Genomic DNA, 17,470 nt, shown 5'->3' on the forward strand with positions numbered 1-17,470 from the left:
GGCGGCCCTGACTGAGGAATATAAAATGAACCCGACTGCCTGTACCCACAAAAACAACCCTAACTTCTGGATTTTCGGCCTGTTCTTTTTTCTCTACTTTTTCATTATGGCCACCTGCTTTCCGTTCCTGCCGATCTGGCTGTCGGACGTTATTGGCCTGAATAAAACCGAGACCGGCATCGTTTTCTCCAGCCTTTCCCTGTTTGCGATCTGTTTCCAGCCCGTCCTGGGGGTGATTTCCGATAAGCTGGGGCTGAAAAAACACCTGATGTGGATCGTGACGATTTTGCTGGTGCTGATTGCGCCGTTCTTCCTCTATGTTTTTGCGCCGCTGCTGAAAACCAATATCTGGCTGGGGGCATTAAGCGGGGGCGCCTATATTGGTTTTGTGTTCTCCGCCGGCGCCGGCGCGATGGAAGCCTATATCGAACGCATCAGCCGCAACAGCGGGTTTGAGTACGGTAAAGCGCGTACCTTTGGCTGCCTTGGCTGGGCGCTGTGCGCGACGACCGCGGGGATGCTGTTTAGCGTCAATCCCGAGTGGGTATTCTGGATGGGATCGGCCGCCGCGCTGCTGCTGGTGGTGCTGGTGGCTATCGCGAAACCGCAGGCCAGCCAGGCCGCTCAGGTCATGGATTCTTTGGGCGCGAATCGCCCATCGGTGGATTTAAAAAGCGCCCTGCGGATGTTCCGCCAGCGCAAAATGTGGATGTTTATTCTGTATGTGGTCGGCGTGGCGTGCGTATACGACGTCTTCGATCAGCAGTTTGCCACCTTCTTTAAATCCTTCTTCGCTACGCCGGAATCGGGTACCCGCGCCTTTGGTTTTGCGACCACCGCCGGGGAGATTTGCAACGCTATCATTATGTTCAGCTCGCCGTGGATTATTAACCGCATCGGTGCGAAGAACACCCTGCTGATTGCCGGGATGGTGATGGCGGCGCGGATGATCGGCTCATCCTTCGCCACCACCGCGGCGGAGGTGGTGGCGCTGAAGATGCTCCACGCCCTGGAAGTGCCGTTCCTGCTGGTGGGGGCGTTTAAATATATTACCGGCGTATTTGACGTCCGGCTGTCGGCGACGATTTATCTGGTGGGCTTCCAGTTTTCCAAACAGGTAGCGGCGATTTTCCTCTCCGCATTTGCCGGCAATATGTATGACCGGATCGGTTTCCAGGAGACCTATATGATCCTCGGCGGTATTGCGCTCTCCGTCACCTTAATATCGGCCTTTACGCTTTCAGGGAAGTCCGCGCCCGGCAGCGTCAGTAATAAAGCAATGACCATTTGATCAATTAACAGAATAAATTCTCACAGGGATGTGCTGAATAAACGGGAGAACATATTGACTATGGATATTAAAAAAAGAATGAACAGCGGTGAATTATATACTGATGGCGGCTACGGGTTGCCGGAGGAGCGGCTAATGGCAAAGGTGCGGGCCTATGAATATAACCACTCGCACCCATTCGGTCAGGAGCTAAGAGAGGATATTATCCAGCGCATGTTTGCGAGCGTGGGTAAACAGTGCTGGATTGAGCCGCCGATTAATCTTGCTTACGGAACTCACACCACTATTGGCGATAACTTCTACGCAAACTTCAACCTGACGCTGGTGGATGACGCGGAGATTATTATCGGCAATAACGTGATGTTCGCACCGAACGTGACGATCTCTACCGCCGGTCATCCGGTGCATCCGGATCTGCGCCACACGCAGCAGCAGTTCTCTCTGCCGGTGATTATTGAGGATGGCGTCTGGCTGGGTTCCGGCGTGATTATTAATCCCGGCGTTACCATTGGCAAAAACTCGGTGATTGGCGCCGGCAGCGTGGTTAATCGCTCGATTCCACCGAACGTTGTTGCCGCCGGGGTGCCCTGCCGGGTATTAAGAGATATTACCGATGAGGATAAAAATAAACATCAGTTATATACCGGCCAATAAACATAGGTCACATATTAATTAGCACTCGTTTGCATATAAAAATAATGAAGATAGAAAGGTGGGTTATTCACTCACCTTACCTCCCCGTTACCTCCGGAAAATAAAAATGAATAAAAAGACGATAGCCTTAGCGATGAGTTTATGTTTGATGGCAAGTTCGGCAGTTGCTAAAAATAATTCTCTGACGCTTGAACAGCGTATGGAACAGCTGGAAGCGCGGCTGGCCGCGGCGGAAAGCCGGGCTACGGTGGCGGAAGGCCAGGTGCGGGAATTACAGGAGAAACAGCGCACCGCTATTGCGCTGGCACAACCGCCCGTTGCGGTAAAACGCGTCGCGGCGGTCGAGGAGAGCAAAAAGAATATTACCGCGCCGGAGCTTAAGCTCTCCGGCTATGGCGATCTGAAGATCTACGGTGACGTTGAGTTCAACATGGACGCGGAGAGCAAGCACGGCCTGCTGGCGATGACCAACGCCGATGTTGGCAGCGACCCGACCTACGATAACTGGGACTTAAACGGCCGTATTCTGCTGGGCTTTGACGGTATCCGCACCATGAGCAACGGCTATTTTGCCGGCTTCTCGATTCAACCGCTGGCCGATATGACCGGCTCAATGAACCTTGACGATGCCGCCTTCTTCTTCGGTCAGGAGAAGGACTGGAAGATAAAAGTTGGGCGCTTTGAAGCCTATGACATGTTCCCGCTGAACCAGGATACCTTCGTCGAGCATTCGGGTAATACCGCCAACGATCTCTACAGCGACGGCCACGGCTATATCTACATGATGAAAGAGGGACGCGGGCGATCCGACGCGGGCGGTAACTTCCTGCTCAGCAAGCAGCTGGATAACTGGTACTTCGAGCTGAATACGCTGCTGGAGGACGGCACCTCCCTGTATGACGGCGGTGACTACCACGGCCGCGACATGGAGCAGAAAAAGAACGTCGCCTACCTGCGCCCGGTTGTCTCGTGGGCGAAAGATGAACTCTCCGTCGCCGCGGCGATGGAGTCGAACGTGGTGAAAAACGCCTACGGCTATAGCAACGCGCGGGGAGAGTTTGTCGATCAGTCCGATCGTACCGGCTACGGCCTGACCATGACGTGGAATGGCCTGAAAACCAATCCGGCCGATGGGGTGGTGGTGAACGTGAACACCGCGTATATGGATGCCAACAATGAAAAAGACTTCACCGCCGGGGTTAACGCGCTATGGCAGCGCTTTGAGCTGGGCTATATCTACGCCCATAACAAAATCAACGACTATGACGGGGTGATCTGCGATAACGACTGCTGGATTAAGGATGAGGGGACCTACAATATTCATACCTTCCACGCCTCGTATCAAATTCCGAACGTGATGAATATGCAGAACTTTAATATCTATCTCGGGGCCTACTACTCCATTCTTGATAGCGATGTGCAGGCCAATAAGAGCGATGACGACGACCGCTACGGCGCGCGCGTGCGCTTTAAATACTTCTTCTGAAGACCGTAAAAGCGGCCCCGCTAAACCTGTTCCGGCGGGGCCGCCGGGGATTTAATCCAGATAGAATACCGGCTTCAGCTCGGCGCTAAGCGGGCTGTTATCGGCATTTGCCGGCATGACGTCGCGCATATGCCGCCACCAGCGCTGGCAGACCTCGGTTTCGGCGACCGCGTTCCAGCGGGCTTCAGATTCAATCTCCACCGTGGCGAACAGCAGGCTGCGCGCTTTATCGAGATAGATTGCGTAGCGGTGCGCGCCGTGCGCCTTCAGAACCGCCTCCAGCTCCGGCCAAATTGGCGAATGTCGACGCTCATACTCTTCGTGCGCGTCGGGATTCACCTGCATCACAAACGCCTTGCGGATCATAACGCCTCCAGATAGAGCTCGCGCACCTGGTCGCGGCTGGCGGTTCGCGGGTTGCACGGTGCGCACGGGTCGGCGAGGGCTTTGTCCAGCCAGCCTTCGATGTCGGCTTTGGTCACCCCAAGCTGGCTGAAGCCCTGCGGAATGCCGACGCGTTTGCTCAGGGCGCGAATCGCCTCGATTGCCGCCATGCTGGCAGCCTCATCGCTCATGCCGCGGGTCTCGACGCCCATCGCCTGCGCCACGCGGGCAAAGCGGGCAACGGCGTTCGGGCGGTTAAAGTTTTCGATGATCGGCAGCAGGATGGCGTTGCATACGCCGTGGGGCAGATTGTGGGTTGCGCCAGGCTGATGCGCCAGCGCATGGACCAGGCCGAGACCGGCGCTGTTGAACGCCATGCCCGCCAGATACTGACCAAACGCCATCTGCTCGCGCGCCTCAAGGTTGTGCCCGTCGTCGACGGCTTTCGGCAGCCACAGATTAATCAGCCGAATGGCCTCCAGGGCGTTGGCATCGGTGAGCGGGTGGGCGCCGACCGAGACGAAGGCTTCGATAGCGTGGGTCAGGGCGTCCATTCCGGTGGCCGCGGTGATCGAGGCCGGGATGTCCAGCATCACGCTGGCGTCATCGACGGCGATGTCCGGAATAATATTCGGATCGATGATCACCTCTTTTACCTGGCGCGCGGAATCGATGATGACCGCATTGCTGGTCATCTCCGCCGCCGTTCCGGCGGTGGTATTTATCGCCACCAGCGGGACGCCGGCGTTTTTCACCTTACCGACGCCGGAATAGGCGGTGGAAGGGGCCGGGTTGGCGGTGAGGATTTTAACCGCTTTCGCGGTATCGATGGGGCTGCCGCCGCCAAAGGCGATAATGTAATCGCACTGCGCATCGTGGAAGACGGTAATGCCTTTATGCACCAGCGCTTCGGTGGGGTTCGGGAACACCTCATCAAACAGGTGCCAGCACATCTGGTGCGCGTCGAGCGCGGCAAACAGGCTGTCCAGCAGGCCCAGCTTCACCAGCTGACCGTCGGTGACGATCAGCGCTTTTCCCCACTGTTTAGCGGCGACCAGATTGACCATATCGCCAATGGCGCCCGCGCCGTGCAGGCTGATTTTCGGCAATGCCAACATAAAGCTCATGATAACTCTCCTGTTAATGAAATCCCGTTCCCCCCACCGTCAGGCGAAGGGCTAATGTCTTCGCTGCAGCACCCGCCGGGCGATAATCGGCAGCGAAATCACCGCTATCAGCATGGCGCCGATGATTATCGACATCACGATGCCCGGTACGTTGAGCAGGCTCAGGCCAAAGGTCACCAGCCCCATCAGGAAGGCGGCAATAATCACCCCCACCATGCTGCCGGAGCCGCCGAGGATATTGACGCCGCCGAGCACCGCCATCGTCACGACCGCCAGCTCCCAGCCCACCGCCAGCGAGGGACGAGTGCTGCCGAGCCGTGACGTCAGCAGCACCGCGGCCAACCCCGCCATCAGCCCAACCAGGGCAAACAGGATCAGGTTATGGCGCTTAACGTTGATCCCGGAAAACCAGGCGCCGGTCGGATTATTGCCAATCGCGTAGGTGCGGCGGCCAAAGTTGGTTTTATGCAGCAGGAAGGTAAAAGCGGCCGCCAGCAGCAGGAACAGCGCAAACTCAAACGAGAGCGCCCCCCAGACGTAGCCCTGGCCGAACCAGGCGAAGCTGTCCGGATAGTGGTTTAGCGCCTTATCGCCCAGCAGGATGTAGGTCAGGCCGCGGTACAGGCTCATGGTGCCGATGGTGATAACGATCGACGACAGGTTCAGGCGCGTCACCAGGATGCCGTTAAACAGGCCGCACAGCAGGCCCACTCCCAGCCCGACGGCCACCAGCAGCGGCGTATCCATCCCCGCCGCCGCGCAAAAGCCCATCGCCGTGGAGCTCAGCGCCATGGTGGAGGCGACCGAGAGGTCAATCTCTCTGGCGATAATCAGCATCGCCATCGGCAGGACGATAATCGCCTTCTCGGTAAAGTTGAAGGTGGCGTCAGAGAGGTTCCAGATATTAAGGAAGTAGGGCGACGCCAGCGCGTTGGCGGCAAAAACGGCTAGGGTCACCGCCAGCAGGAAGCCTTCCCAGCACAGCAGACGGCGCAGCGGCGACGACGCCGTCGGGCGGCCGGTCATCTCGTCAGTGGTCATTATTTTGCTCATGGTTTCACCGTCTGTTTTTGCGAAGCCAGCACCGCGCTGCGCAGAATGAGCCGTCCTTGACGTTTGTTCCCACGCTCGTTAAGCACCACGGCGATGACAATAACTGCGCCGGAGATAGCCATCTGCCAGAAGGGGGAGATACCGATGACCGGCAGCGCGTTGTTGATAATCCCGAGGAATAGCGCGCCGCACAGGCAGCCGACTACGCGTCCGGTCCCGCCCATGGTGCTGATGCCGCCGATGACGCAGGCGGCCACGACCTGCAGCTCGAAGCCGTTGGCAACGTCAACGTAGGCGACGGCAAAGCGGGAGATCCACAGATAGCCGCAAAATCCCGCCAGCGCCCCGGAAAGGCAGAAGCTGATGAACTGCATTTTCCCGGCGTTGATGCCGGTGTAGTACGCCGCCGTGGCGTTGCCGCCTGCGGTGTATAGCGCCCGCCCGGTGCGGCTGTAGCGCAGGAAGTAGCCCACCAGCAGCAGGGCGGCGATGGCGCACCAGCTCAGCAGCGGTAGCCCCAGCAGCGAGGCGCGCGGCAGGGCGAGGAAGTCCGCGCTCATCTGATGCGAGTTAACCCAGCCGCCGTCGGAGAGCAGGAAAATAATGCCGCGATAGATGCTCATGGTGCCGAGGGTGACCACGATCGCCGGTATGCCGAGACGCCAGACCAGCAGGCCGTTAATCACCCCCATCAGCAGGCCGAGCAGGGTCGCCAGCATCAGCAGCGCCCACACCGGAATGTCCGGGTGGTGGGCGTTAAGCAGGGCGACGATCATCCCGGTCAGTGCCAGGTTGGCGGCCATCGACAGGTCGATCCCCTTGGTCAGCAGCACCATCATCTGGCCGAGAGCGAGGACGATCAGAATCGAGGTGTCGTTAAACATCTCGACCAGGTTTTCCGCCGCGATGAACGACGGTACCCGGCTGCCGATGCCCGCGACCATCAGGATAATGACCGCCGCCAGCAGCGCTTCGCGGTTTTTAAGCAGTTGTCGCCACATCACGCAGCCTCCCGGGCAGTGCCGCTGGCGGCGCTGACGATAGTTTCCGCCGTCGCTTCGCCGGCGCGATATTCGGCCACCATCAGCCCTTCGTGCATCACGATGATGCGGTCAGCCATTCCCATGACCTCCGGCAGCTCTGATGAGACCATAATGACCGCCAGCCCCTGGCCCACCAGCTCGGACATAAACTGATGCACCGCCGCTTTTGAACCGATATCGATGCCTTTCGTCGGTTCATCGAGAATGATCACCTGCGGATGGGTAGCCAGCCATTTGCCGATCACCACTTTCTGCTGGTTGCCGCCGGAGAGGGTTTCTACCGCCTGCTGCCAGCTAAAGGCCTTGACCTGCAGGCGCGAGGCATACTCATCGGCCAGCCGCCATTCGCGCGCGTCGTTCAGCACGCCGCGGGGGTTGAGCCTGGCGAGCTGGGGCAGGCTGATGTTCTGCGCGATCGGCAGGGCGACGATCGCCCCCTGCTTCTGCCGCTCTTCCGGCACGCAGACGATACCGGCCTGAATGGCGTCCGCCGGCTGGCGAAAGCGCACCGCTTTGCCATTCAGCACCATTTCGCCGGAGGAAGGGTGCGATACGCCGGACAGCGCCTGCATAAGCTCGGTGCGCCCGGCGCCGACCAGCCCGTAGAAGCCGAGGATCTCGCCTTTGCGCAGGCTGAAGTTGATATTGGCGAACTCGGTGGGGTGACAGAGGTTGCTGACCTCCAGCACCGTTTCTCCCGGGGTGCAGCTCACCTTCGGGTAGGTTTGGGTAATGGCCCGCCCGACCATCATCGACACCATCCGCTCTTCGGTGATCTCGTTGATGGCGCCGGAGCTCACGTATACGCCGTCGCGTAAAATGGTGTAGTAGTCCGCCAGCTCGAAGATTTCGTCAAACTTATGCGAGATAAACAGGATGGCCTTACCGTCCTGCTTCAGGCGCTCGACTATCTGATAAAACTCCAGAATTTCGTGCTGTGAGAGCGCGGCGGTCGGCTCGTCAAGGATAACCACCTGCGCCTCAAAGGAGAGCGCTCGGGCGATAGCCACCATGTGGCGCTGGGCGATGCTCAGCGTTTTTAGCGTCGCGCGCGGGTCGATCTGCACTTCCAGGCGGCGAAGAATATCCCAGGCTTTCTGGTGCATTGCCGGCCAGTCGAGCTTTTTCAGCAGGCCTTTATGCAGATACTGGCCGACAAAAATATTCTCCGTCACCGAGAGCTCGTCAAACAGCACCGTTTCCTGGTGAATGGCGGTGATCCCGACCCGGTGCGCCGACTCCGGATGAGGCAGCTGAATCGGGATCGCTTTATAAAGGATTTCGCCCTCTTCGGGCTGATAAATGCCGGTCATCACTTTGACCAGCGTGGATTTGCCGGCACCGTTTTCGCCAATTAAGGCGGTCACTTTGCCGGGCCAGAGATCGAGCTGTACGTTCTCAAGGGCACGCACACCGGGGAAAACCTTGGTGATGCCCTTAAGCGACAGCAGCGGGGTGGACGCCGTCATGATAAGTCTCCGGTTTTTCCCCCGTTTCCAGGCGAAACGGGGGCTGAGGATTAGAAAATTTTGGAAAACTTATCGATGTTGCCGGCATCGTAAACGAACGGCTCCGCCATCGCGCCGCTGCCGTCGGCATCCAGCTTCACCTTGCCGAGCCTGCCCATGCTGGCTTCGGTTTTGGTTGCCGTGCCTTTGACTAAATCGTCGGCCAGGTAGGTGGCGGCGTAGCCGAGGTCAATGGGGTTCCAGATAGCAAAGCTTTTGCTGGCGCCGGACTTAATCGCTCCGGCCATTTCAGACGGCAGCCCCAGCCCGGTGACGTACACCTTGCCAATCTTGCCCTGATCCTTCACCGCCTGGGCGGCGGCAACGATCCCCACCGACGAAGGCGAGACGATCGCTTTCAGATTGGGATACGACTTCAGCAGGCCGACCGCTTCGCGGTAGCTCTTGTCGGAGAGATCGTCCCCGTAGGCAACGGTGACCAGGTTGACGGAAGGGTACTTCGGCAGCACCTTCTTCATCTCTTCGATCCAGATGTTCTGGTTGGTTGAGGTGGGGGTCGCGCTGAGGATCGCCACGTCGCCTTTTTCGACGTTCAGCGCCTTCAGGGCGTCCGCGGCGAGCCTGACGTTGGTCTCGCCAATCAGTGCGTTATTGGAAGGATTCAGGTGGATCTGGCGGCCCGCTGGCGCAACGCCGGAATCCCAGGAGACCACTTTGATCCCGCGCTGCATCGCTTTTTTCAGCACCGGCACCACGGCGTCCGGATCGTTGGCGGAAATGGCGATCGCATCCACCCCCTGGGCGATCAGCCCGTTCAGCACTTCGATCTGCGCTTCGGCGGTGGTGGTGGTGGGGCCGGTATAGATCACTTTCACATCGCCTAACTCTTTCGCCGCTTCCTGCGCGCCGACGTTCGCTGCCTCGAAGAATCCATTCCCCAATGATTTTGCCACGAGGGCAATTTTAACTTCTGCTAAAGCGGAACCGGATAACGCCAGAGCGGCAACGGTGAGGATCAAGCTTGTCTTTATTTTCATTGCTTTTACTCCACATGATTGAGTTAGTTTCCCCTTATCTTTCATCCTGCCGATGCGTGGTCTGCCGCAGGGCGAAAGTGTTAGGGTAGGGTTTGCAGGTGACAGAGTTCGCCCCGTCTCGGTGAGCGGGGCGCGATGTTATTATTGATAAAGGTCTAACGCGGACTGCACGGGCTGCACATCAAAGCGCTTGCCGAGGGCAATCAGCTCTTCGCGGGTGATGGTCTGCTTCATGCCACCCATGGAGTAAACCTTCACCAGCACTTCAGCCGATTTCTCGGCGGTATCGATCAGGCCAAAGGTCTCATCCAGCGTCGGCCCGCTGCCGAAGACGCCGTGGAACGGCCACAGCACCAGCGAATGCTGACGCATTTCCAGCGCAGTGGCTCCGCCGATTTCGTCGGTACCCGGCACCATCCACGGCAGAATGCCGACGCCGTCCGGGAACACCACCAGGCATTCGGTGCTGCCTTCCCAGAGCTTGCGGGTGAAGAGATCGCTGTTGTTCTCCAGCACGTAGGTCAGGGCGATCAGGTTGGTGGCGTGGCAGTGCATGATCACGCGATCTTTGCCGCCGGTTAGCCTGATGCGTTCGCTGTGGGAGAGGAAGTGGGCCGGCAGTTCGGAGGTCGGCACCGCCTCGTTCTCCAGGCCCCACAGGATGTGATACCCCGCGCCGTCGCTGTCCACTTTGACCACGCCGAGGTTGGCGGCGGGATCGAGCTGCACGTTGCGGAAGAATTTACCGGAGCCGGTGACGATAAACGGCTGGTTGGCCAGCGTCGGCATCGGCTGGCTCAGGGCGATATAGCGCGGTTTGGCGTGGAAATCCGCCGCGAAAGGTTCGATATCGGCCTCGTCGAGGCGCAGCGTCAGGTTACCGCCGTTGCGCTCATCCCAGCCCTTCAGCCACGCGTCGGTGGTGGCCTTAATCATGCCCTGGACGAACCAGGAGTCGATAATCGTGTGCATAGTCTTGTGCTTCCTGTTGATTCGGCGCGGGGTTGACCCCGCGCCCTGAATAGGTTGTTTATCTGTCGGATGCCGGGCTACCCGCGCTGGCTGAGAACGGCCTTCTCGTAGCCGCGAACGCTATCCAGCCACTGGCTGCCCGCCGGGGTATCGTGACGCTGGCAGTACATCTCCCAGACGGCCTGCCACGGCAGGCATTTCTGCTCTTCCAGCAGCGCCAGGCGGGCGGTGTAATCGCCGTCGGCTTCCAGCTGGCGCAGCTGTTCCGTCGGCTCCAGCAGCGCGCGCAGCAGCGCTTTTTTCATGTTGCGGGTACCAATCACCCACGCCGCGATGCGGTTGATGGAGGCGTCGAAGAAATCGAGGCCGATGTGCACGCGGTCAAACAGGTTGTGGCGGATGATTTCGCTGGCGATAGCCTGGGTTTCGTCATCCAGCAGCACCACGTGATCGCTATCCCAGCGCACCGGGCGGCTGACGTGCAGCAGCAGGCGCGGAATGTAGAGCATGGCGGCGGAGATCTTGTCGGAGATGACCTCCGTGGGATGGAAGTGCCCGGCGTCCAGGCACAGCGCGGTCTGCCGGCTGGCGGCGTAGCCCATATAGAACTCGTTGGAGCCGACGGTGTAGCTTTCGGCGCCGATACCAAACAGCTTGCTCTCCACGGCATCGATGTGATGCGCCGGATCGAGCTTCTCGCTAATGACCTCATCCAGCGCGTTGAGCAGGCGCTGGCGCGGCGCCAGGCGGTCAACGGTGATGTCCTTCATGCCGTCCGGGATCCAGATATTCATCACCGACGGGGTGCCCAGCTGCTCGCCGAAATAGGCGGAAACCCGGCGGCTGGCCTTGCAGTGATCGATCCAGAACTGGCGGATTTCATCGTTAGCGTGCGAGAGGGTAAAACCGTCGGCGCTCAGCGGATGCGAGAAGCACGAGGGGTTAAAGTCGAGCCCCAGGCCGTTGCTTTTGGCCCACTCTACCCAGTTTTTAAAGTGCTCCGGTTTGATTTCGTTGCGCGCCACCGGGACATCAGACTCCAGATAGATAGCGTGCAGATTCAGCCGTTTCGGACCGGGGATCAGGCTCAGCGCCTGCTCGAGGTCGGCGCGCAGCTCGCCCGCGTTGCGGGCTTTACCCGGATAGTTGCCGGTGGCCTGAATCCCGCCGGTTAAGCTCCCCTCCGGGTTTTCAAAGCCCGCGACGTCATCGCCCTGCCAGCAGTGCATGGATACCGGGAGCCGGTCCAGCTGGCGCAGAGCCTCCTCGACATCCACGCCGGCGGCGGCGTAGCGCTGTTTAGCAATTTCCCAGGCTTGTTCAAGTTGAGTGGTCATGCGCAAAGCTCCTTGGTCTGTTGTTGCTGAAACTGCGCAACGAAGCGGGCAATTTCATGTTCAGGATTAGGGGTAAACGTGGTGAGCGCGTAGTTGTCGCGCACCACCTGACGGAAATCATCGACGTTGTTCAGCTCATCCAGCGTCATCAGCTGGATGCCGATATTGCCGAGGGTAGAGGCCTCGACGGGGCCGGCGATAACCGTTATGCCGCAGGCGTCCGCGCACAGCTGATTGAGCAGCGCGTTCTGACAGCCGCCGCCGACGATATGCAGCTGGCTGAAGGGCTGGCCGCGCAGCCGGGCAAGCTCGCCAAGCACGCGGGCGTACAGCAGGGCGAGGCTGTCAAAAATACAGCGCGCCAGCTCGGCGTCGCCGTCGGGCACCGGCTGTCCGGATTCACGGCAGGCAGCCTGAATCTCAGCGCTCATATTGGCCGGGTTGATAAAACGCTCATCGTTGCAGTCAATCACCGAGCGGCAGGCCGGGAGGTCGGCGGTCTGGGCAATCAGCGCCGGCAGGTCGCTGACGTTCTGCTCTTTCAGCACCCGCTGCAGCAGCCACAGGCCCATAATATTTTTCAGCACCCGATAGCGGCCTTCGGCGCCGCCTTCGTTGGTGATATTGGCCCGCAGCGCATCGTCGCCGGTGCAGGGGGTTTTGCTTTCAAAGCCCATTAACGACCAGGTGCCGGAGGAGAGATAGGCCGCATTTTTACCGGCCAGCGGAGAAGCGATCACCGCGCTGGCGGTATCGTGACTGGCGACGGCGACGACCGGGATCGCGTTGCCCTGCGGGCAAATCCAGTGGCCGATCACGTTGCCGGGATGAGTCGGGGTACCGAACCACTCGCGCGGCGCGCCGCTCCAGTTCAGCAGATCCTCATCCCAGCTATCGCTGTTGATATTGACCAGCTGGGTGGTGGTGGCGTTGGTGTATTCCCAGTTCATCCGACCGGTCAGACGGAAGCTGAAGTAGTCCGGGATCAGCAGCGCGTGCGCGGCCTGGCTCACCAGCTCCGGCTGCTGCTCAACCAGGGCGCGCAGCTGGTAAAGGGTGTTGAACGGCAGAAACTGAATGCCGCTGCGGCGATAGATATCCGCCCGGCCTATCTGCGCTTCGGCATGCTGCATCAGGCCGTGGGTGCGGTCGTCGCGATAGGAAACCGCGAGGCCGACGCGCTGGCCCTGACCGTCGAGCAGGACATAATCTACGCCCCAGGTATCAATGCCGATGCTGTCGATAAGGATGCCCTGAGCGCACACCAGCGCCAGCCCGCGGCGAATTTCGCCTTCCAGGCTATCGATATCCCAGCAGTCGTAGCCATCCACCTTGTGCAGGCTGTTGGTAAAACGGTGGATTTCACGCAGCGTCAGCGCACGCTGTCCGCTTTCATAGCTGGCGAGCATCACCCGCCCGCTGGAGGCGCCTAAATCAACGGCGACACAATGTCGAAAACTCATGGCAGAGATCCTTCTGAAAATCATTGCCAGCAGTCTAAAAAAGTCGCCGGTTGCGCACCTTCTTGCCACGGACAGGGAAATTTCTCCGCTGGCAAGAAAGCAAAGGTGACCGTGAGAGAGCTCACAATTTCATTCTGTCGCTATCGACGCGGGGGATGTGACGCTCTCCGCAGTTCCCGATCTTTCCGGCTGTTTCTTGAAAAAGCGGCAGGCTTTACGTCGTTTGCGGTTGAAAATTGAAGGCCGGATTGCCGGTCCTTAATTACTATTTGCGACACTGATTGATAACATTTCTCATTTCGAGGGAGCTGCTATGACCGTATTGCACAGTGTGGATTTCTTTAAGTCCGGTACTTCTGCTGTTGCCATTGAGCCACGCCTCCCTCAGTCGGCGTTTCCGGAGCATCACCACGATTTCCATGAAATTGTTATCGTCGAGCACGGGACGGGGATCCACGTTTTCAACGGCCAGCCCTATACCATCAGCGGCGGCTCGGTCTGTTTTATTCGCGATCACGATCGCCATCTTTATGAACATACCGATAACCTGTGCCTGACCAACGTGCTCTACCGCGCACCGGATGCCTTTCGCTTTCTGAGCGGCGTCAGCCAGCTGCTGCCGCAGGAGCAGGAAGGCAACTATCTCTCGCACTGGCGGGTTAATCAGGGGGCTTTGCAGCAGGTGCGGCAGATCGTCAGCCAGATGGAAAGCCTCGGCGGCGAGTCGGATGTGCATACCATTGCCAGCCGGGAAATTTTGTTTATGCAGCTGCTGGTGCTGCTGCGCAGAAGCAGCCTCGCGGAAGGGGCCGCCGATAGCGAGGCGCGGCTCAATCACCTGATGGCGTGGCTGGAAGATCACTTTGCCGAGGATGTCTGCTGGGAAGAGGTGGCGGGACAGTTTTCGCTGTCGCTGCGCACGCTGCATCGTCAGCTCAAGCAGCAGACCGGCCTGACGCCGCAGCGCTACCTGAACCGGGTGCGGTTGATGAAGGCGCGCCATCTGCTGCGCCACAGCGATGACAGCGTAACGGATATCGCCTATCACTGCGGATTCGGCGACAGTAACCACTTTTCGACGCTTTTTCGCCGCGAGTTTTCCTGGTCACCGCGTGATATCCGCCAGGGACGCGACGCCATTCTTCAGTAACGCGAGAGCAGTCAACGTTTTAGCGAGCAAAATCGCGAATAATGAAACGTTATTTGTGCCTGGAGTTGTCGCGGTGGCCGGTCAGTTGATTCTTCGCAAAGATGAGTTTTTTGCCTCGCCTTCTCAGGCGGTGGCGGTAGCGGATCGCTACCCGCAAAACGTCTTCGCCGAGCATACCCATGAGTTCTGCGAACTGGTGCTGGTATGGCGGGGAAACGGCCTGCACGTGCTTAACGATCGCCCGTGGCGCATTACCCGCGGCGATCTGTTCTATATCCGCGCGCAGGACAAGCACTCCTATGCGTCGGTGAACGATTTAGTCCTGCAAAACGTCATCTACTGCCCGGACCGGCTGCGGCTCAACTTTGACTGGGCGGCCCATATTCCCGGACTATTTGGTACGCCGTGGGTTCCGCACTGGCGAATCGGCAGCTCCGGTATGACCCAGGTGCGGCAGGTGATTACCCAGCTTGAACAGGAGAGCACCCGCAGCGACCCCCAGGCCAATCAGATGGCCGAGCTGCTGTTCGCCCAGCTGGCGCTCATTCTGCACCGACATCGCTACGCGACCGACAACCTGGCGGCGACCCAGAGCGAAGCCCTCCTCGATAAACTGCTGACCGAGCTGGCCGGTAGCCTGAACCGACCCTTTTTCCTCGATCGCTTTTGCGCGCGGGAAGCGTGCAGCGAGCGCGCCCTGCGCCAGCAGTTTCGCCAGCAGACGGGTATGACGATCAACCACTATTTACGTCAGCTGAGAATTTGCCACGCGCAGTACCTGCTGCAGCATACGGAGCGGCTGATTGGCGAAATCGCCATGCTGTGCGGATTTGAAGACAGTAACTACTTTTCGGTGGTCTTTAACCGTGAGATTGGCATGACGCCGGGGCAGTGGCGGCAACGCAGTCGTGTAGGAGTATAATTGATTAGATTTTCTAATATGGCATCTGAAATGTTTATTCTGCTATTAATAAAAAACAGAATAAATATTTAATGCTCTGTGCAATAAATCACAGTTATTGCCCTTTTTTTACTCTACACTCGCTGTACTATTTCATGGAGGCCTTATGTTAACCTCATTTATATCGCGAGTATTAAAAAGCATGACTTTAATTTTGCTCTCAATCGATAGCAAAATTAAAGTCATGCTTGCTGATTCATGCTGGTTTAATTCCGTCAACGACCTGGCTAAAAGTGATATTGCTCCCGTGCCTGGTGCCGAAAGCCAAATAACCCAAAAATGGTCCCAGCTTTGGGATTGCGCGGGTCAGGCGCTGTGTTCCGGCTTTAGTCGGCCTGGCCAGAAAAAAGGTCGTTCCCGCCGCTTGCTGCCGCAGGCTTTACTGTGCTCGCGTAAGCGCGATGAGCTGGTATTCAGCTTCCGTATTTCCAGCCTGCATCAGCTCGTGGTGTGCCGCCATGCCAGCGGTGCCGATAGCGACAGCGTCGTGAATAACCTGATTTACCTTCCTCAAAGCACAATGCGCGTTTTCGCCATTGTGCTTTTTTTATTGCCTGAATCGACCAGAAGGATGCGTTATGTACATTGTTTGTGTAGCCGCTTGCCCAACGGGCGTAGCCCATACCTATATGGCTGCAGAAGTGCTTGAAATGACGGGTAAAAGTCGCGGTCATGAAGTGAAGGTAGAGACGCAGGGTAGCCTTGGTGCGGAGAATGTCATTACCGATGATGACCTGGCGCGGGCGGACGCCGTGATTATCGCCGCCGATGTCGCTATTGAGGGTAAAGAGCGCTTTGACGGCATGATTAAACTGGAGTGCGCCGTTTCCGATCCGATTAAATTTGGCGATGCCGTGTTTGAAGCGGTAGAGCAGGAGGTCGCGAATGGCTAAGTTTCAGGGGGGAGGAAAGGCTTCGGCAGGCGCGGAAGTGAAAAATGCGATTATGACCGGCGTTTCCTGGATGCTGCCGTTTGTTATTGCCGGGGCGGTGTTGATGGGGATTGCCCGCATCGGTGCTTCTGCCTGGGGTATCGATAATATCTGGGACGCCAGCCATGAGCAGGCCGCCAGCATTGTGGTGCAGGCCCTGCATAAGTTCGATGGTTTTGGCGGTCTGGCGCTGTCTCTGATGCTGCCAGTGGTAGCGGGATACATTAGCTTTGCGCTGGCGAATAAGCCGGGACTGGCGCCGGGTATGGTTGGCGGGCTGCTGGCCAGCAATCTGGGAACCGGCTTCCTGGGGGCGCTGGCGGCGGGGTTTGTCGCGGGCTATATCGTGCGGGCGCTAAATCGCTACGTAAAATTACCCAAAGCGCTGGCGTCGGCCGGGCCGATTTTTATCCTGCCGGTTGGTGGGACGCTGCTGACCTGCATTATTATGGCCTTCGTGATCGGTGCGCCGCTGGCGGCACTGAATCACGGGATGGAGAGCTGGCTGCTGTCGATGTCCGGGACGAATAAGGTTCTGCTGGCGGCGGTGATTGGCGGGATGGTGGGGTTCGATCTCGGCGGGCCGGTCAACAAGGCGGCGGTCACTACGGCGATGGCGCTGCTGGCTTCCGGTATTTACGATCCCAACACCGCCGCGCAGGTTGCGATAATTGTGCCGCCGATAGGCCTTGGCGTGGCGACGTTAATCTGGTCATCGCGATTCCCTGAGTCGCTGCGTGAAGCGGGGAAAGCTTCGACGTTAATGGGACTGATCGGCGTTTCAGAAGGGGCGATACCCTTTGCGCTGGCTAATCCGCGTATCATCATTGTTAACGTTATTGGCTCCGCGGTTGGGGCGGCGATGGCGGTAGGGCTGGGCTCGGTAAACCACGCGCCGATCTCCGGATTCTATGGCTGGTTGGCCGTTGAGAGCTGGCCCGTTTACGTGCTGTCTATCGCCTGCGGCTCAGCGATTATCGCGGTCGGATCGCTACTTATTTTTCGCGGCATTGCAGAGAATACAGAGAAAGACCGCGTGAAAAAAAACTCACCGGCGCCCAAATTTAAAGCCAGTCGATAGATGCGCGCCGCGCGCATCTGAATTTTAATT

The 17,470-nt window shown here is 58.5% G+C and carries 17 protein-coding genes; 8 read left to right on the forward strand and 9 right to left on the reverse strand.

What is annotated here, in order from left to right:
• Positions 1 to 25: 25 nt before the first annotated feature.
• The 3 genes from M2416_RS24175 to M2416_RS24185 all read left to right on the forward strand — a co-directional run bounded on the left by M2416_RS24175 (position 26) and on the right by M2416_RS24185 (position 3,431).
• Positions 26 to 1,291 (forward strand): MFS transporter, encoded by a 1,266-nt coding sequence (locus tag M2416_RS24175; protein ID WP_076947977.1) that lies wholly within the window; start codon positions 26 to 28, stop codon positions 1,289 to 1,291.
• A gap of 60 nt (positions 1,292 to 1,351) precedes the next feature.
• Entirely contained in the window at positions 1,352 to 1,945 is a 594-nt protein-coding gene (locus M2416_RS24180) for a DapH/DapD/GlmU-related protein (protein WP_045853681.1), read from the forward strand.
• Between the two features lie 106 nt (positions 1,946 to 2,051).
• Entirely contained in the window at positions 2,052 to 3,431 is a 1,380-nt protein-coding gene (locus tag M2416_RS24185) for a carbohydrate porin (protein WP_259227310.1), read from the forward strand.
• Positions 3,432 to 3,482: 51 nt separating this feature from the next.
• Here M2416_RS24185 and rhaM read toward each other — a convergent pair whose 3' ends face one another.
• From rhaM to rhaB, 9 genes are all read right to left on the reverse strand, one after another.
• Complete coding sequence (gene rhaM / locus M2416_RS24190; protein ID WP_045853679.1) at positions 3,483 to 3,797, reverse strand: L-rhamnose mutarotase; 315 nt, start codon at positions 3,795 to 3,797, stop codon at positions 3,483 to 3,485.
• Positions 3,794 to 4,942, reverse strand: coding sequence for a lactaldehyde reductase (gene fucO, locus M2416_RS24195; protein WP_259227313.1), 1,149 nt, complete (start codon positions 4,940 to 4,942; stop codon positions 3,794 to 3,796). The genes rhaM and fucO overlap by 4 nt, the downstream gene beginning before the upstream one ends.
• A 51-nt stretch (positions 4,943 to 4,993) precedes the next feature.
• Complete coding sequence (locus tag M2416_RS24200) at positions 4,994 to 5,995, reverse strand: ABC transporter permease (RefSeq protein WP_076947947.1); 1,002 nt, start codon at positions 5,993 to 5,995, stop codon at positions 4,994 to 4,996.
• On the reverse strand, positions 5,992 to 6,996 hold the full coding sequence (locus M2416_RS24205) for an ABC transporter permease (RefSeq protein ID WP_076947948.1): 1,005 nt from the start codon (positions 6,994 to 6,996) through the stop codon (positions 5,992 to 5,994). The genes M2416_RS24200 and M2416_RS24205 overlap by 4 nt, the downstream gene beginning before the upstream one ends.
• Positions 6,996 to 8,507 (reverse strand): sugar ABC transporter ATP-binding protein, encoded by a 1,512-nt coding sequence (locus M2416_RS24210; protein WP_259227315.1) that lies wholly within the window; start codon positions 8,505 to 8,507, stop codon positions 6,996 to 6,998. The genes M2416_RS24205 and M2416_RS24210 overlap by 1 nt, the downstream gene beginning before the upstream one ends.
• Positions 8,508 to 8,557: 50 nt before the next feature.
• On the reverse strand, positions 8,558 to 9,544 hold the full coding sequence (rhaS, locus tag M2416_RS24215) for a rhamnose ABC transporter substrate-binding protein (RefSeq protein WP_041143419.1): 987 nt from the start codon (positions 9,542 to 9,544) through the stop codon (positions 8,558 to 8,560).
• A 141-nt stretch (positions 9,545 to 9,685) separates the two neighbouring features.
• Entirely contained in the window at positions 9,686 to 10,516 is an 831-nt protein-coding gene (rhaD, locus tag M2416_RS24220; RefSeq protein WP_076947950.1) for a rhamnulose-1-phosphate aldolase, read from the reverse strand.
• A 77-nt stretch (positions 10,517 to 10,593) separates the two neighbouring features.
• Positions 10,594 to 11,853, reverse strand: a complete 1,260-nt coding sequence (gene rhaA, locus M2416_RS24225) for an L-rhamnose isomerase (protein WP_076947951.1) — start codon at positions 11,851 to 11,853, stop codon at positions 10,594 to 10,596.
• Positions 11,850 to 13,316: a rhamnulokinase gene (gene rhaB, locus M2416_RS24230; protein WP_259227320.1), complete on the reverse strand. Its 1,467-nt coding sequence runs from the start codon at positions 13,314 to 13,316 to the stop codon at positions 11,850 to 11,852. The genes rhaA and rhaB overlap by 4 nt, the downstream gene beginning before the upstream one ends.
• A gap of 313 nt (positions 13,317 to 13,629) precedes the next feature.
• On the opposite strand from rhaB, the gene rhaS (M2416_RS24235) reads away from it, so the two are divergent.
• The 5 genes from rhaS (M2416_RS24235) (at position 13,630) to M2416_RS24255 (ending at position 17,440) form a co-directional block, all read left to right on the forward strand.
• On the forward strand, positions 13,630 to 14,466 hold the full coding sequence (rhaS, locus tag M2416_RS24235; protein ID WP_076947954.1) for an HTH-type transcriptional activator RhaS: 837 nt from the start codon (positions 13,630 to 13,632) through the stop codon (positions 14,464 to 14,466).
• A 73-nt stretch (positions 14,467 to 14,539) separates the two neighbouring features.
• The gene (gene rhaR / locus M2416_RS24240) at positions 14,540 to 15,388 is read left to right on the forward strand and encodes an HTH-type transcriptional activator RhaR (protein WP_259227322.1); all 849 of its coding nucleotides are present in this window, start codon (positions 14,540 to 14,542) and stop codon (positions 15,386 to 15,388) included.
• A 145-nt stretch (positions 15,389 to 15,533) separates the two neighbouring features.
• A complete protein-coding gene (locus tag M2416_RS24245; protein WP_259227324.1) occupies positions 15,534 to 16,076 on the forward strand; it encodes a hypothetical protein in 543 nt (180 codons plus the stop codon).
• Positions 16,006 to 16,320, forward strand: coding sequence for a PTS fructose transporter subunit IIB (locus M2416_RS24250; protein WP_259227327.1), 315 nt, complete (start codon positions 16,006 to 16,008; stop codon positions 16,318 to 16,320). Before M2416_RS24245 ends, M2416_RS24250 begins: the two co-directional genes overlap by 71 nt.
• A complete protein-coding gene (locus M2416_RS24255; RefSeq protein WP_259227328.1) occupies positions 16,313 to 17,440 on the forward strand; it encodes a PTS fructose transporter subunit IIC in 1,128 nt (375 codons plus the stop codon). The genes M2416_RS24250 and M2416_RS24255 overlap by 8 nt, the downstream gene beginning before the upstream one ends.
• Positions 17,441 to 17,470 lie beyond the last annotated feature (30 nt).

Source organism: Klebsiella sp. BIGb0132, from assembly GCF_024810075.1.
Classification (GTDB): domain Bacteria; phylum Pseudomonadota; class Gammaproteobacteria; order Enterobacterales; family Enterobacteriaceae; genus Klebsiella; species Klebsiella terrigena.